This window comes from Natrinema ejinorense, assembly GCF_002494345.1.
GTDB lineage: Archaea > Halobacteriota > Halobacteria > Halobacteriales > Natrialbaceae > Natrinema > Natrinema longum.
In genome coordinates this window covers 2183642-2197390 of sequence record NZ_NXNI01000001.1, presented here as the reverse complement: position 1 = coordinate 2197390, position 13749 = coordinate 2183642, and the positions used below count along the sequence as shown (strand labels likewise).

Here is a 13749-nt window from a genome sequence, read left to right as displayed (position 1 = left end):
TGGGCTCGAATATAATAATCTCGCATGCGTGTTCCCTCCCCTCGAGAACAGCGACGTCCGTTCCGCCGAACGCCGAGCGTGTACAGCGGTTACCACAGCAGCTTCTGATTGGTGTGGGCGATATCTAAAAACATATAACTGGTTTATGATTTCCGCCCCACGAGAATCGCTTCACCCTTTCAATACCATTCGTATCAAAAATTTGAACGTGATCGGAAATGTACAGCAACACGGAGCTGCACCGGCTACACCTGGGAAACGAGACGACGGTCGAGAGCACGGAGAGTGAGTCATATGAGTAACGAGAGTACCCAACGACAGGACGGCTCGGAACGGGAAGCGTACTTCGTCGGCGGGGGCATCGCGTCCCTCGCCGGGGCTGCGTTCCTCGTTCGTGACGGCGAACTGCCCGGCGAGAACGTACACGTGCTGGAGAAACTGGACGTGATGGGCGGGGCACTCGACGGGGCCGGCTCGCCCGAAGAGGGGTACGTCATCCGTGGCGGCCGGATGATGAATTTCCCGACGTACGAGTGTACCTGGGACTTGCTCGAGACGATCCCCTCGCTCGAAGACCGCGACAGGTCGATCAAGGACGTGATGGACGAGTTCAACGAAGCACACCAGACGTATGCGATCGCACGGCTGCTGGGCGACGATCAGGACGTACTGGACGTTTCGTCGTACGACTTCGAGATAGAGCATCGGCTCTCGTTATTACAACTGGTCTTGACGCCCGAGGAGCAACTCGGCGACACGCGGATCGAAGAGTGGTTTTCGGAGTCGTTCTTCGAGACGCCGTTCTGGTACATCTGGGCCACGACGTTTGCCTTCCAGCCCTGGCACAGCGTCGCGGAGATGCGCCGATACATGCACCGCTTCATGCACGAGTTCCCCCGGTTGAACACCATGGAGGGCATCCACCGGACCAAGTACAACCAGTACGACTCGATGGTGCGCCCCATTCGGCGGTGGCTGGAAGACCACGGCGTCGAGTTCCGGGGCGGCTGTGAAGTGACGGACATGGACATCGTGCCCGGTCGGGAAGGCAAGACCGTCGAAACGATCCACTACGAGGCCGACGGAACGGCCGAGACGATCGACGTCGAGCCGACCGATCTCGTCTTCGTGACCAACGGGTCGATGACCGATGGCTCGGATCTCGGATCGATGACCGAAGCGCCCGAACTGAACACGACGGGGGCGTCCTTCGAACTCTGGACGAACATCGTCGAAGACAACCCCGAGTTCGGGACGCCGTCGGCCTTCGCCGACCACGTTCAGGAGACGAAGTGGCCGTCGTACACCGTCACGCTGGACGAACCGGACCTGCTCGAGCACATCGTCGAGGTCACCGGCGAAGCGCCCGGAAACGGATTGATCACCTTCACCGAGTCGAACTGGTTGATGTCCATCGTCGTCGCCGCCCAGCCCCACTTCGCGAACCAGCCCGACGACGTGAAGGTCTTCTGGGGATACGGACTGTTCCCCGAAGAGGAGGGGAACCACGTCGAGAAGAAGATGGAGAACTGTACCGGCGAAGAGATCCTCGAGGAACTCTGCTACCACCTCGGATACCTCGACGAACTCCCGGCGGTTCTCGAGGACGCGAACTGTATCCCCTGCAACATGCCGTTTATCACGAGCCACTTCATGCCCCGAACCCCCGGCGATCGACCGGACGTCGTTCCGCCGGGATCGAACAACCTGGCGTTTATCGGACAGTTCGCCGAGGTCCCACAGGACGTGGTCTTCACGGTCGAGTATTCGGTGCGATCCGCGATGATGGCAGTCTACGACCTCATGGACGTGGATCGTGAGGTTCCGCCCGTGAGTACACATCAGTACGAACCCGAGGTCCTCGTCGACGCCGCGAAAGCCGCGTTCAGGTAGGTCTCGAACGAACGACGGCGGAACCGATCGGACTCGGGACGGGGCGGCTCTCGTCGCCACCGCACACTCGGATCGCACGACCGTCGTGCGATCGGTGTGTAATCGGTCCAGTGACGACTATAGGGCCTCGCGGAAGCGGGCGTTTCGACGGAGTCCGACGGCGGGACCGCGAGCCTGCACCACGAATTGAAAGCGGGCGTCGAGGAACGAGGGGCTGGCTGAACCTGAACGGGAGACCGGTCCGCCGTGCGGTGGTATCCCACGGCGTCATGCGTTTGAACACGCTTTTAAGGGGGGCAACGCTATTCAGGTGTACACCCTACGCGGGGTTGATGATGCTCCTAGCTTCACAGGACTTTCGCCGGGATCGACCCGGTACGGGTACCCAGTGCCCGGACGGCAGGGGAGCGCGAGCCCACGTGTAGGAGAGGTGAACAACCAATGTCAGTTTACGTAACCACCGACATCCCAGCAGACCTCGCCGACGACGCCCTCGAGGCGCTCGAGGTCGCACGAGACACCGGACGAGTAAAGAAAGGAACGAACGAAACCACGAAGGCGATCGAGCGCGGCAACGCCGATCTCGTTTACGTCGCCGAAGACGTCTCCCCCGAGGAGATCGTCATGCATCTCCCGGAGCTCGCCGACGAGAAGGGCATTCCCGTCGTCTTTATCGAGACCCAGGACGACGTCGGCCACGCAGCCGGTCTCGAGGTCGGCTCGGCCGCTGCGGCGATCGTCGACGCTGGCGAAGCCGAAGACGACGTCGAGGACATCGCCGACAAGGTCGAGGACCTCGACTGAGGTGATCAGAGATGAGTGCTGAAGAGGAAGAAAGCGGCTCTACGCCCGCCGAGGTCATCGAGATCGTCGGCAAGACCGGCATGCACGGCGAAGCCATGCAGGTCAAATGCCGAATCAAGGAGGGCGAGAACCAGGGACGCATCATCACCCGTAACTGCCTCGGGCCGGTCCGCGAAGGGGACGTACTCCAACTTCGTGAGACCGCCCGCGAGGCCGACTCCATCGGAGGACAATAATGGTCGAGAAACGAACCTGCGACTACACGGGCGAAGAGATCGAACCCGGAACGGGCATCATGTACGTCCAGACGGACGGCACCGTGCTCCACTTCGTCGACTCCAAGGCGGAGAAAAACTTCAAGCTCGGGCGCGAACCGCGCGACCTCGAGTGGACCGAAGAAGGTCGTCGCGGCAAGGGTCCCGCACAGGCTGACACGCCTGCCGACGAGGAAGTCGACCGGACCGAAGAGGTCGAGGCCGGCGACGACGAGGACCTCGAGACGGATGCCGTCGACGACGAGGACGACGTGTCCGCGGGGGACGAAACCGTCGACGAGACGGAAGAAGCCAAAGCGGCTGACGAAGCCGAGGAAGCCGAACAATGAGCGATCACGAGCGCACCTTCGTGATGGTCAAGCCCGACGCCTTCGCACGCGGACTCGTGGGCGAAGTCGTCTCTCGACTCGAGGACCGCGGGCTCAAGCTCGTCGGTATCAAAGTCGAGAACATGCCCCGCGAACGGGCAGAAGAACACTACAGCGAACACGAGGACAAGCCGTTCTACGACGACCTCGTGGACTTCATCACCTCGGGACCGGTCGTCCCGATGGTCTGGGAGGGCCAGGACGCGACCCGTCAGGTCCGCCAGATGATCGGCGAGACCGACCCGCTCGAGGCTGCACCCGGAACGATCCGGGGCGACTACGCGCTCGATCTCGGTCGGAACGTGGTTCACGCCGCCGACCACGAGGACGAAGGCGCAAACGAACGCGAAATCGCGATCCACTTCGACGACGACGAGTTGATCGACTACGATCAACACGACGCCGAGTGGCTCTACGAGTAAGGAGACGCGACATCGGGTGCCGTTTTTCTCACGTCGTTTCAGACGGTTCCCTGTCCCGAGCGACCGGCGACCCGCGACCCGTCTCTGGGGACGCCGGCACTGACAGCGGTCCGTCTCAGTCGTCGTGTCGCCGTGAAATGCCGATTGCGGTGATCGGCTGCGACGGCGGGAGTACCCGCCCCACTACCGATAGTTCGTATATTATTAGATATATGTACTTTTCTAGAGATACGTAAAGTCTAATGTGGCGGCTGTAGTAGAGGTGGTTGGTGGTTTCGAATGGTAATACACGGTAGGTGGTTCGTGAATGCGTGATACGGAGGGTATGGCCATGGTGAGGGCGGAGGGGACGCCATCACTCGACCTCGTTTTCGATCTCCTTTCGAACCGTCGACGGCGGTACGTGCTCTACGCTCTCGCCGATCAGTCGGACGGCGTCGCAACGATCGAACGACTCACGGAGGCCGTCATCGCGTTCGAACGGACGGCAGCAGACGACGACGTGGGGGCGGAGCCGAACGCGAACCCGGAGTTCGATGGGACTCACGACTCCGTCTCGTCGGACGAACAGATGGCGGTACGGATGGAACTCCAACACGCCCACCTTCCGAAACTCGAGAACGCGGGGATCCTCGAACACGACCGGCGAAGCGAGACGGTTCGGTACTGGGGCCAGCCCTCCGTCGAGGAGTGGCTCGAACACGCACGGTACAAGGAGATCGGATAGCGCGACGCGAACGGTGCTCTACTCGTGGCCGTACTGAATGCCGATCGGAACCGCCGAAAGGTTTACTACTCAGTTCGTGGTGGAACCAGCGGAGTGTCGGTAAATCGCCGGACGGGGCGGTCGAGACTTATGTGGTGTGATATCGTCCCACTCCTCAAAACTTAACAGGCGAGATACCGATACAGAACGTGAGGTGCATACTATGACTGACCACGAACTTCCACCACTCCCGTACGATTACGACGCGCTTGAACCATCACTGTCCGAACAGGTACTGACCTGGCATCACGACACCCACCATCAAGGGTACGTCAACGGCCTCAACGCCGCCGAGGAGACCCTCGCCGAGAACCGCGAGGAGGGCGACTTCGGCTCGACGCCCGGAGCCCTCAGCAACGTCACCCACAACGGCTGTGGCCACTATCTCCACACGCTGTTCTGGGAGAACATGTCGCCAGACGGTGGCGGCGAGCCGGAGGGCGACCTCGCCGATCGCATCGAAGCGGACTTTGGCTCCTACGAGGGCTGGAAGGGCGAATTCGAGGCCGCTGCCGGTGCTGCCGGTGGCTGGGCACTGCTGGTATACGATCCGGTTGCGAAACAGCTTCGCAACGTCGCGGTCGACAAGCACGACCAGGGCGCACTCTGGGGCTCCCACCCCATCCTCGCGCTGGACGTCTGGGAACACTCCTACTACTACGACTACGGTCCGGACCGCGGTGACTTCATCGATGCCTTCTTCGACGTCGTCAACTGGGAGAAGGCCGCAGACGAGTACGAGAAGTGCCTCGACCACTTCGAGTAGACGACTCGGTCGAACCCTGATTTTTTGGCGGGTCAATGCGCGTAGCATCGACGCCGCATGCGCTGTGAGAGTCTCCTATAGCGTCTTTCCCGTCCGCCTTCAGGACCCACCGTTCGGGTTCGTGTCCGCTGGCTGCCGGGGTGTGGAACCGGTCGCGTCGTCTCCCGTCTCGATCCCGCGGAACTCGAATCGGGCACCGCCGTGCTCGCTCTCGCCGGCTTCGACGGTCCAGCCATGGGCAGCGGCGATCCCGGAGACGATACTCAGACCGAATCCCGTTCCGTCCGGATTGGTCGTGTAGCCGTCCTCGAAGACGTCTCCATCGTCCGGCAGTCCACGGCCGTCGTCGGCGACGTAGAACCCGGTCGGACCGCCGGTCCCATCCGTCCCGACGGTCCCCACTTCGACAGTGAGCGACGACCGCTCCGAGGCCTCGGTCCCCGTCGTGTCCTCCGAGCCGTCGGCCGGCCCGTGTTCGACAGCGTGGTGGTCCGCCTGCGAAGTGGGTTCGTTCGCGCCGTGTTCGATGGCGTTCCGAAACAGGTTCTCGAGCAGGCGCGTTACCCGATCGGCATCCGCGAGGATCGTCGTCTCCGATGCGATCACGAGGCCGGCGTCGCCGGTATCGACGCTCTCCCATGCACGCCCGGCGAGAGCGGCCAATGAGGCCGGTTCCGGATCGGTGATCGTCGTCCCGTCGCGAGCCAACGCGAGGACGTCCTCGATGATCGCGGCCATTCGATCGTGTGACTGTTCGATCTCGTCGAGAGACGGCTCGGGGTCGTCGGCCTCGCGAGCGAGATCGAGGTATCCCTCGGCGACGTTCAGCGGGTTCCGCAGGTCGTGAGAGACCACGCTGGCGAAGCGCTCGAGGCGTTCGTTCTGCCGTTCTACCTGTGCTTCCTGGCGCTTTCGGTCGGTGATATCGCGGACGATACACAGCCAGCCGATGTGGCGATCACGTCCGTCCTCGAGCGGTGTCATCCGGAGGTGATAGTGGCCGCCAGCGACCGCGACCTCGCTGTCTCCGTCGGTCCGAGTCGCGGTCAGCGCTCGGTACTCGTCCCATAACTCGGGGTAGTCGGCCAGCAGTGACTCGAGACGCTTGCCGATCGGTGCGGGATCGATATCTTCGAGGAGGGCCCGTCCGGCGGGGTTCAGGTCGATCAACCGATCCTGTTCGTCGACGACGAAGATCCCGTCGGAGACGTTATCGAGGACGCGATCTCGAGCGATCGGGACGAGATCGGTCAGTCGGTAGTGAACGATCCCGATCGCGTACAGAATTCCGGTTACGAGGAAGCCAACCGGGGAGACCTCCACGTCGACCAGATCGAAGACGTACACGCTGTTGGCGGCCCAGGCTGCGATCGTTCCGACGAGCATGACGGCGATCTGTCCCCGGTAGACTGCCTGGGACCGATAGAGCAGTCCGAAGATCAACATCGTGACGACGGCCAGAATCGTGTAGGCGTAGGCCGTGTGGATCCAGAACCCGATTCCCCACTCGACGGTGCCATCGACGACGTCGAAAAAGAACCCATCGGGGTTGACGGCGACGAAGATGATCACCAGAATCGGCTCGATCGAGAGCGCAGCGACTATCGACGGTCTGATAAAGCGCTCCCGACCGGTATACTCGAGCGTGAACACGAGTAGCGTTAGCAAATACAGCCCGATACTGAGAAACACGATCACTAGAAACACGCGAGCCACGAGGCCGCGGTCGACGACGGTTCGAGCGAGCAACGACCCGGCCCACAGTCCGGTCGACAGAACGTTCACGAGCAACGGCACCGCCCCGGTCCGGCCACGATGTCGCCAGAGGATGCCAGCGAGGGCAACGCTGTTGAAGACGACGATCAGGTAAATCAGTTGAATGGGTGCGATACCCGTCGGAAAAGCCATCACCCCTACTCGAGTAGCAACGCTGTAAAATGCACTGGCCGTTTCCGCTACGGACCGGTCGGTCCGGCCTCCAGGCGAACGCGAACGAACCATTTAGGCGTCGGCCGCTGATACGTGAGCGTATGCCCGTCCCGAAATCCGAGTTCGAGAGCCGTCCGCCGTGTGACTTCTACACGCCGGCGGAACTGTTCGAGGACGACCAGATGTATACCGTCTACGAGATCGCCCGCATGCTACAGGGGGTCGAACCCGACGCGGATATCGACCGCGAGACCGAGGATGTCCTGCTCGACTGGGCGATTCCGTGGATCATGACCAACGCCGACGACCTCGTGGTCGCCGAGCCACGAGACGAGGACGAACCCGGCTACTACGGCCTGAAAGAATGATCTTCCTCGTGGTCGGGGCGGATCGCGTCGACGCCGGCAAGACCACGTTCTCGGCCGGTCTGCTCGAGCGAACCGGCGCGGTCGGCTACAAACCCCGCGCCGGGAACGACTTCTGGTTCGACCACGACGATTGTCGACGCGCGCTCGCCGACGGACGGCTCTACGGAAAGGATGCGGCGCGTCTCTCGGCGGCCGACGGCCGCGAGCGTCCGCCCGAGCGCCTCAATCCCGTCCACCGGCTGTGGCAGCCGGCACCCGGCGGTGGGACCGGCCTGCTCGGCCGGGCGGACAGGGAGTTCGTCGTCGACCGTGTCGGACGTGATGGCGACGACCCGCTGTTCGTTCGCAACGCGACCGCCACGGTCCCGGACGCGGTCGCCGACGCGCTTTCACTCGCCGAGGCCGTCCCCGTCGAGACCGTCGACGAGTTCAACGACCTCGCGAGAGAGCGGTACGTTCCCGCGTTCGAGGGAGTTGCCGCGGAGATCGAGGCGACCGACATCGCCGTCGTCGAATCCTACAGCGATATCGCACGGCCACTCGAGACTCTTGAGCCGGCGTCGATCGCCGCCGTCGCGGCCGTCGAGCCGGGGCGCGTACGGATCTATCGGGGCGATCGCTACTGTCGTGCATGCGAGATCGCCAACTCGAGCCCCAGAGACGGGGCCATCGAAAAACGCGTCCCCGACGTCCTCGAGTATCTCGACCCGCTCGAGCGGGTGTCACTCCCGGCGCTTTCCGGTCCCGAACGGGACGACCCCGCTCGGATCGCCCGTGCGTACGCGGACGCCTACGAGGCGGTCCTCGACGCCGCCGGCGGGGTGTAGGCCCCGCCCTCGAGTCCGGCACGATTCGAACCCGGACGAGATCACGCTTGCCGGGCCATCCGTGCCGAGAGTTCGACGTGATCGTAGGGGTCGGTCGTCACGCTCGGTCCGTGTCCGGTATGCATCTCCTCGAGCCCCGGATCGATCCACTCGAGCACGCGGTCGATACTCTCGATCAGGGCCTCGCGGTCGCCCTCTTCGAGATCGGTTCGACCGAAGCTCCCGTTCTGGAAGACGAGATCGCCCGCGAACAGTACCCTCGCCGCCTCGGAGTGAAAGCAGAGGTGGTCGTTTTTGTGGCCGGGGGTGTGGAGCGCAACGTACTCGTGGTCGCCCAGCTGGACCCGTTCCTCGTCCGCGATAGTGCGATCGACGCCGTCGATCGACGTATCGTATCCCCACGCGTCGATGTCGAAGGCGTCCGTGACCGCAGCGAGATTGCCCACGTGGTCGCGGTGTGTGTGCGTGAGGATCACGGCTTCGAGGTCGTCGACGCGGGAGCGGACGGCATCGACGACGTCGAAGTTCGCTCCCGTATCGACGAGGACCGGCCGATCGCCGGAGACGAGGAAGACGTTGCTCGTGAACGCCTGCACGCCCTGTGCGAGATTGGTTATCACGAGAATCGATACGCCGTCGATCGATTTGTACGTGTCGACACGGAAGGGTATCCGGTCCCGTCGACTCGTGTATTCACAACCATTTTTAGCTCCGGCACGTAGTGGTAGACGAATGAATCGGTCGGCCCCTGTCGGAATCGTCGCTCTCGTCTTCCTCGTGTCGGTCGCGAGTGTCAGCGGGCCGATCGTTCTCGCGACGCCCGGGCCGGCCGATCCGTCAGCGCCGGAGCCCGCTGCCGTCGAGCCCCGGGCCGAACAGGTGACCGACGCTGCGGGTACCAGCCCGTTCGTCTCACAGGAGACACAGCGGTTCGACAATCGGACCTTCGAGATTACGATTCACGAGAACGGAAGCGCGACGTGGACGTTCCGATACGAACGGCAGTTCGCGAACGAGGACAACGAAACGGAGGCGAAAGCGAACTTCAGAGCGTTCAAAGAGGAGTTCGAAGCGAACGAAACCGGCCTGTACGATCGATTCATCAATCAGTCCCGGTTACTGGTCGAGGCTGGATCGCGGGAGACCGGCCGTGAGATGGAAGCGACGGACTTCGACCGATCGGCGCGGGTCGACGGGTGGCCAAACGAGCGAGGGGTAGTCGAAATGTCGTTCCTGTGGGACGGCTTCGCGGATGTCACCGACGAGACCATCGTCGCGGGTGACGTCTTCCAGGACATCTATCTGTCCGCCGACCAGGCGATCGTCTTCGAGGCAGGTGGTGATCTCACGTTCCGTACGATCGAGCCCGAGGGAGAGTACGCCGGCTCCTCGCTCGAAGACGCGGATTCGGTCCAGTGGAACGGCCAACAGGAGTTCGTCGACGGCCGGCCGCGTGCGGTTCTCGATCGTCCCGACGGTGCCACAGTCGGAGGCGGTGATACCGAAGGGATCGGACCGACGGACACCGCTGATACGACCCGGTATCTCGTGGGGGCCCTCCTGCTAACCGGACTCGGTATCGCAGCCGTGATCTGGTACCGGCGGTACGGTCCCGGCGCTGACGATACTGCTGTGAGCGGAGCGACGGATCCCGCAGCTCCGTCGGCCCAACCGGCAGCCGGAGCCGACGGCGCCGGCGAATCCGGAACGGTCGCGGAGACGACCGACTCGAGCGACGGTGCGACCGCCGTCGCCGACGAGGAACTCATGTCCGACGAGGATCGCGTCGTCGCTCTCATCCGGGAGAACGGCGGCCGCATGAAACAGGTCAACATCGTCGACGCGACCGGCTGGTCGAAATCCAAGGTCAGCATGTTGCTCTCGGAGATGGAAGACGACGGAACCATCAGCAAACTCCGCGTCGGCCGCGAGAACATCATCAGTCTCGAGGGCTTCGAACCCGAAGCGACGAAGTCGCCGTTCGACGAGTGACGACCTCGATAGCCACGCGTCGGTGACTGGCTCTCACGTGAGAAGGGACACCACTCCCGGGACGAAACGGAATGCTTAAACATCGTACGCTGCTACGATTGAGTGCGAAGCACCGCGCTCCGATGGTGTAGTCCGGCCAATCATATTGCCCTCTCACGGCAATGACCAGGGTTCGAATCCCTGTCGGAGCATCCCCACTTTTCCAGCAGTTCTACCTTCGTTACTGTCCGGTGGGTTTCCCGTCTATTGACCGAATTCCCACTCCGTGTGGTAGCGGCCCCCGTCTCCGAGGAAGGGTCGGACACTCTAACTCCACGCCAGCGAGAAGACGACGATCCCGCTTCGATTGGCTTCTCGACCGGGATAAAATTCGAAAACGGATACAGTGAAGACGGCGGCACGGTGGGTGTGATGGGAACCAATCGGGGAGGTGACTGCGGTGGTCGATTGGACGCAGTTCGGACGGGGACGCTCATCGACCGACGTTCAGTCCGCGATCAGCAGATACGTTCGGCCGCCGCGGTGCTCGAGCGAGACGGCGTCGGTTTCGACGTTCGTGCGGACGAACTCGTCGAGTCCCGCCGCATCCAGGTCGGTGACGTCGATCCGTCGGCGCTGGCCGTGGGCCGTCGTTGGCGGTTCGACGCTCGGTCGAGCGTCGGAACGCCCGCCTTCGTCGCGATCGGTCCGTTCGTCAGCGGCCTCGACGATCAGTGACATATCTCTCAGTTGGACTGAACGTACGTCAAACCGATCCGTCCGGAGTGAAAGTGAAAGTACGGGAACGCGTCCGGTTCGACCGAACGGAGCCCATGGGCTCGGTGACCGGGAGTCCGTTCGGTCGACTACGGCCTAGCCGAGCGGTTTGAGTTCGACCCGGTGTGTCCCGTCGTCGGTCTCGAGCGCGACCGAATCGACGATCCCGTCACGAGCGCGCGCTCGCCAGTCGTCGACGGCGTCGGCGTGACGCTCGCGGATCCGATCGGCCTCGGTCGAGTTCTCGGCGTCGAGGGTCGACTCGAGGTCGGGGTACGCGTCGATGAGGTCGTTCGCGATGATCGCCGACGGCGAGAGGTGGACCGCACCGGTCAGTTCGGTGTCGTCGACGCGGTAGACGTGAAGGCGGGCCCGCATCCGACCGTGGAACGGCGGGGTAACTCGAAGCACGGCCTCTCCGGGGTTTTCCTGGCTGTAGATGAACGCGTCGACGGCGTCGTCCGGCGACAGCGCGATCGAGCGGATCGCCGCTGGGTCGTCCTCGGATGCGGAATCGTCGTGCTCGGCCATCGTCCGACCGTAGGACGTGTGACGGGTTAATTGTCGGGTTCGAGTCGACGATCCCCGTACACGCCGTCTTCTCAACCCTTTTTACCCCCCTGTGACTATCCATCGACGATGAAATACGTCCGCTTTCGCGATCCGGCCGGTGCAGTCCGCCGCGGCGAGTACGAGAACGGGCACGTCCACTTCGGAAACGAGAGCTACGCGCTCGACGATGACATCGACGTGCTTTCGCCGACCGACCCTTCGAAAATCGTCTGTATTGGGCGCAACTACGCCGACCACGCTGCGGAACTGAACTCCGACGTCCCCGACCGACCGTTGCTCTTCTTGAAGCCACCGAACGCGCTCGCGGCCCACGGCGATACCGTGACCCTCCCGGCAGGTAAAGAACGAATCGATCACGAGGCCGAACTCGGTGTCGTGATCGGCGAGCAGTGTCGCCACGTCTCCCAAGGGGACGCGATGGACGTCGTCGAGGGCTTTACCTGCGTCAACGACCTCTCGAACCGCGACGACCAGCGTCAGGAACAAAACTGGGTACGCGGGAAGGCCTTCGACGGCGCCGCGCCGATGGGCCCCGTGCTCGCGACGCCCGAAGAAGTCCCCGCCGACGCCGCGGTTCGGACCCGCGTCAATGGCGAGACGAGACAGGACGGCTCCCGGGACCAACTCGTGTTCTCGGTTCCGGAACTCATCGCCGAGATCACCACCTACCTCACTCTCGAGCCCGGTGACGTGATCGCGACTGGCACGCCCGAGGGTGTCGGCCCCCTCTCCGACGGTGACGAAGTCGAGATCGAAATCGAGGGCGTGGGCACGCTCGAGCACTCGGTCCGGGTTCCCTGAGCTGGACTCGCGTCGCAGACGATCGAGCGTCAACACTTTTCGGCCCGCTCGAGGAATGGGTCAGCAATGACTGTTCGCTTCGATGCAGTGACCATCGACTGGTTCGGCCTCGGAACCGTTCGACTCGAGGGACAGACCGGCGCGGTCGTCTATACCGATCCGGGTCCGGAACGGTACGGCCTCCTTGACGGCTTCGAGGCCCGCGACGGCGACCTCGTTCTCGTCAGTCACGGCCATCACTACGATCCCGCGTCGATACGACGGGTCGCACACGAGGACGCGCTGGTCGTCGTCCACGACTCGGTCGACGCGACCGAGATCGATCACGCCGACGAGGGGCCGGACGAGCTGCCGTTCGACGTCGAACGCGTCCGTGCGGACGAATCGTTCGTTCTCGGGCCGCTCGATCTCTTTACGACACCGGCGTATAACGATCCCGACGGCCCCCACACGGCCGAGGACGGAACTCCCTATCATCCCGACGGAGAGGGCTGTGGATTCGGTGTCACTATCGACGGCATCACCGCGTTCTGGCCCGGCGATACCGACGCCCTCCCGTTCCACGAGCGCCTGGACATCGATCTCTTCCTCCCGCCGATCGGGGGCACGTTCACGATGGATCGCCACGAGGCGGCGTCGCTGGCCGAAACCATCGGGCCCGACCTCGTCTTGCCCGTCCACTACGATACCTTCGACGCGATCGACACCGACGAAGAAGCGTTCGTCGTCGACGTCGCGAAACGCGAGGTTCCGGTCGTCCTCGACGAGTAGCGGTCGAATCGGCGGCGAGTCGACGGAACTCAGACGCCCATTCGCGACCAGGCGAACGCTGCAATAGCGATGAGTACCAGGACCCCGAACGCGGCCCACTGCCCGAGACCGGTATCCGCGATCGGCGCGAAGACGTCGACGAGCCCGGTCCCCTGCAAGAGCCCGAGCGCGAGGAGGACCATCGCACCGATCGCGACGAGGCCGACCGTGATTCCCTCCTTCATCATCCACGCGGTCTCGTCGGCCTCCTGTGCGCTCGAGGTCGTGGGTTCGTCGATCGCCTCCTCGTCGGGGTCACTGTGCAACGGCCGTTCGCTATCGTTTTCGTCCGCCATGTCACCAGTCTAGCGAATTGGACCCGCCACAGACGGGTACCGATTGTACCTGCAGTCACAGGCCATCGCCGGCGAACCGGTCGCGTTCCGCGACGAAAGCGAC

The 13749-nt window shown here is 63.2% G+C and carries 17 protein-coding genes and 1 tRNA gene; 13 read left to right on the top strand and 5 right to left on the bottom strand.

Annotated elements, in window-relative coordinates; genetic code table 11:
- Positions 1-294: 294 nt before the first annotated feature.
- The 7 genes from CP557_RS10995 to sod all read left to right on the top strand — a co-directional run bounded on the left by CP557_RS10995 (position 295) and on the right by sod (position 5294).
- Positions 295-1893 carry an oleate hydratase gene (locus tag CP557_RS10995; RefSeq protein WP_097379948.1) on the top strand — a complete coding sequence of 533 codons (1599 nt, stop codon included), beginning with the start codon at positions 295-297 and terminating at the stop codon, positions 1891-1893.
- A 441-nt stretch (positions 1894-2334) separates the two neighbouring features.
- Positions 2335-2697 (top strand): 50S ribosomal protein L7Ae, encoded by a 363-nt coding sequence (gene rpl7ae / locus CP557_RS10990; RefSeq protein ID WP_097379947.1) that lies wholly within the window; start codon positions 2335-2337, stop codon positions 2695-2697.
- Positions 2698-2708: 11 nt separating this feature from the next.
- Positions 2709-2933, top strand: a complete 225-nt coding sequence (locus CP557_RS10985) for a 30S ribosomal protein S28e (RefSeq protein ID WP_006064297.1) — start codon at positions 2709-2711, stop codon at positions 2931-2933.
- A complete protein-coding gene (locus CP557_RS10980) occupies positions 2933-3301 on the top strand; it encodes a 50S ribosomal protein L24e (protein ID WP_097379946.1) in 369 nt (122 codons plus the stop codon). Before CP557_RS10985 ends, CP557_RS10980 begins: the two co-directional genes overlap by 1 nt.
- A complete protein-coding gene (gene ndk, locus CP557_RS10975) occupies positions 3298-3762 on the top strand; it encodes a nucleoside-diphosphate kinase (RefSeq protein WP_097379945.1) in 465 nt (154 codons plus the stop codon). The genes CP557_RS10980 and ndk overlap by 4 nt, the downstream gene beginning before the upstream one ends.
- A gap of 307 nt (positions 3763-4069) precedes the next feature.
- Positions 4070-4489, top strand: coding sequence for a DUF7344 domain-containing protein (locus tag CP557_RS10970; RefSeq protein ID WP_097379944.1), 420 nt, complete (start codon positions 4070-4072; stop codon positions 4487-4489).
- Positions 4490-4691: 202 nt separating this feature from the next.
- Entirely contained in the window at positions 4692-5294 is a 603-nt protein-coding gene (gene sod, locus CP557_RS10965) for a superoxide dismutase (protein ID WP_097379943.1), read from the top strand.
- Positions 5295-5393: 99 nt separating this feature from the next.
- Here the strand turns inward: sod and CP557_RS10960 are convergent, their stop codons facing one another.
- Positions 5394-7202, bottom strand: coding sequence for a histidine kinase N-terminal 7TM domain-containing protein (locus CP557_RS10960; protein WP_097379942.1), 1809 nt, complete (start codon positions 7200-7202; stop codon positions 5394-5396).
- 122 nt (positions 7203-7324) lie between these two features.
- On the opposite strand from CP557_RS10960, the gene CP557_RS10955 reads away from it, so the two are divergent.
- A complete protein-coding gene (locus tag CP557_RS10955) occupies positions 7325-7591 on the top strand; it encodes a DUF5827 family protein (RefSeq protein ID WP_097379941.1) in 267 nt (88 codons plus the stop codon).
- Entirely contained in the window at positions 7588-8418 is an 831-nt protein-coding gene (locus tag CP557_RS10950) for an ATPase (protein ID WP_097379940.1), read from the top strand. The genes CP557_RS10955 and CP557_RS10950 overlap by 4 nt, the downstream gene beginning before the upstream one ends.
- Before the next feature lie 41 nt (positions 8419-8459).
- Here CP557_RS10950 and CP557_RS10945 read toward each other — a convergent pair whose 3' ends face one another.
- On the bottom strand, positions 8460-9038 hold the full coding sequence (locus CP557_RS10945; RefSeq protein WP_097379939.1) for an MBL fold metallo-hydrolase: 579 nt from the start codon (positions 9036-9038) through the stop codon (positions 8460-8462).
- A 112-nt stretch (positions 9039-9150) separates the two neighbouring features.
- On the opposite strand from CP557_RS10945, the gene CP557_RS10940 reads away from it, so the two are divergent.
- Together CP557_RS10940 and CP557_RS10935 are read left to right on the top strand one after the other, a co-directional pair.
- Positions 9151-10410, top strand: a complete 1260-nt coding sequence (locus CP557_RS10940) for a DUF7343 domain-containing protein (RefSeq protein WP_097379938.1) — start codon at positions 9151-9153, stop codon at positions 10408-10410.
- 116 nt (positions 10411-10526) lie between these two features.
- Positions 10527-10601 (top strand) — tRNA-Glu (locus CP557_RS10935).
- A gap of 295 nt (positions 10602-10896) precedes the next feature.
- Here CP557_RS10935 and CP557_RS10930 read toward each other — a convergent pair.
- Positions 10897-11130, bottom strand: a complete 234-nt coding sequence (locus CP557_RS10930) for a hypothetical protein (protein WP_097379937.1) — start codon at positions 11128-11130, stop codon at positions 10897-10899.
- A 132-nt stretch (positions 11131-11262) separates the two neighbouring features.
- A complete protein-coding gene (locus tag CP557_RS10925) occupies positions 11263-11697 on the bottom strand; it encodes a hypothetical protein (RefSeq protein WP_097379936.1) in 435 nt (144 codons plus the stop codon).
- 108 nt (positions 11698-11805) lie between these two features.
- On the opposite strand from CP557_RS10925, the gene CP557_RS10920 reads away from it, so the two are divergent.
- A complete protein-coding gene (locus CP557_RS10920) occupies positions 11806-12540 on the top strand; it encodes a fumarylacetoacetate hydrolase family protein (RefSeq protein WP_097379935.1) in 735 nt (244 codons plus the stop codon).
- 66 nt (positions 12541-12606) lie between these two features.
- Positions 12607-13311, top strand: coding sequence for an MBL fold metallo-hydrolase (locus tag CP557_RS10915; RefSeq protein ID WP_097379934.1), 705 nt, complete (start codon positions 12607-12609; stop codon positions 13309-13311).
- A 29-nt stretch (positions 13312-13340) separates the two neighbouring features.
- Here CP557_RS10915 and CP557_RS10910 read toward each other — a convergent pair whose 3' ends face one another.
- Positions 13341-13646, bottom strand: a complete 306-nt coding sequence (locus CP557_RS10910; RefSeq protein WP_097379933.1) for a hypothetical protein — start codon at positions 13644-13646, stop codon at positions 13341-13343.
- Between the last annotated feature and the right edge of the window lie 103 nt (positions 13647-13749).

Excerpts from the sequence above, each read along its gene's own strand:
- CP557_RS10910 (WP_097379933.1), bottom strand. The coding sequence starts at position 13,646 with ATGGCGGACGAAAACGATAGCGAACGGCCGTTGCACAGTGACCCCGAC.
- CP557_RS10915 (WP_097379934.1), top strand. The coding sequence starts at position 12,607 with ATGACTGTTCGCTTCGATGCAGTGACCATCGACTGGTTCGGCCTCGGA.
- rpl7ae (WP_097379947.1), top strand. The coding sequence starts at position 2,335 with ATGTCAGTTTACGTAACCACCGACATCCCAGCAGACCTCGCCGACGAC.
- CP557_RS10960 (WP_097379942.1), bottom strand. The coding sequence starts at position 7,202 with ATGGCTTTTCCGACGGGTATCGCACCCATTCAACTGATTTACCTGATC.
- CP557_RS10955 (WP_097379941.1), top strand. The coding sequence starts at position 7,325 with ATGCCCGTCCCGAAATCCGAGTTCGAGAGCCGTCCGCCGTGTGACTTC.
- CP557_RS10985 (WP_006064297.1), top strand. The coding sequence starts at position 2,709 with ATGAGTGCTGAAGAGGAAGAAAGCGGCTCTACGCCCGCCGAGGTCATC.
- CP557_RS10930 (WP_097379937.1), bottom strand. The coding sequence starts at position 11,130 with ATGTCACTGATCGTCGAGGCCGCTGACGAACGGACCGATCGCGACGAA.
- CP557_RS10920 (WP_097379935.1), top strand. The coding sequence starts at position 11,806 with ATGAAATACGTCCGCTTTCGCGATCCGGCCGGTGCAGTCCGCCGCGGC.
- CP557_RS10970 (WP_097379944.1), top strand. The coding sequence starts at position 4,070 with ATGCGTGATACGGAGGGTATGGCCATGGTGAGGGCGGAGGGGACGCCA.
- CP557_RS10925 (WP_097379936.1), bottom strand. The coding sequence starts at position 11,697 with ATGGCCGAGCACGACGATTCCGCATCCGAGGACGACCCAGCGGCGATC.
- sod (WP_097379943.1), top strand. The coding sequence starts at position 4,692 with ATGACTGACCACGAACTTCCACCACTCCCGTACGATTACGACGCGCTT.
- CP557_RS10940 (WP_097379938.1), top strand. The coding sequence starts at position 9,151 with ATGAATCGGTCGGCCCCTGTCGGAATCGTCGCTCTCGTCTTCCTCGTG.
- ndk (WP_097379945.1), top strand. The coding sequence starts at position 3,298 with ATGAGCGATCACGAGCGCACCTTCGTGATGGTCAAGCCCGACGCCTTC.
- CP557_RS10980 (WP_097379946.1), top strand. The coding sequence starts at position 2,933 with ATGGTCGAGAAACGAACCTGCGACTACACGGGCGAAGAGATCGAACCC.
- CP557_RS10995 (WP_097379948.1), top strand. The coding sequence starts at position 295 with ATGAGTAACGAGAGTACCCAACGACAGGACGGCTCGGAACGGGAAGCG.
- CP557_RS10950 (WP_097379940.1), top strand. The coding sequence starts at position 7,588 with ATGATCTTCCTCGTGGTCGGGGCGGATCGCGTCGACGCCGGCAAGACC.